Annotated in this window: 1 protein-coding gene; it reads left to right on the top strand. The window is 57.0% G+C overall.

The genetic code is table 11. The features are described 5' to 3' along the window. A partial coding sequence (gene pgk / locus ACTHSP_RS21810; protein WP_440346984.1) for a phosphoglycerate kinase occupies positions 1 to 479 on the top strand: 479 nt, incomplete at both ends.

The following is a 479-nucleotide window of genomic DNA, read 5'->3' on the forward strand; positions in this document are numbered from 1 at the left end:
GGCCGTCCGACCGAAGGCGAATTCCATCCTGAAGACGATGTAGCGCCTGTTGCCGCGCATTTGGGCAAACTGTTGGGCAAAGACGTGAAAGTATTGAACGACTGGCGTGAAAACAAACCGACTTTGAACGCCGGTGATGTCGTGATGCTGCAAAACGTGCGCATCAACAAAGGCGAGAAGAAAAACGACTTGGAGCTGGGCAAAGCCTACGCTTCTTTGTGCGACGTGTTTGTCAACGACGCATTCGGTACCGCCCACCGCGCCCAAGCCTCGACCGAAGCCGTCGCCCAAGCCGCGCCCGTTGCCTGCGCCGGCGTATTGATGGCGGGCGAACTTGATGCTTTGGGCAAAGCCCTGAAACAACCGGCTCATCCGATGGTTGCCATCGTTGCCGGCAGCAAAGTGTCTACCAAACTGACCATCCTCGAATCTTTGGCCGACAAAGTCGACCAACTCATCGTCGGCGGCGGCATTGCCAA

Source organism: Neisseria sp. P0001.S005 (assembly GCF_051963715.1).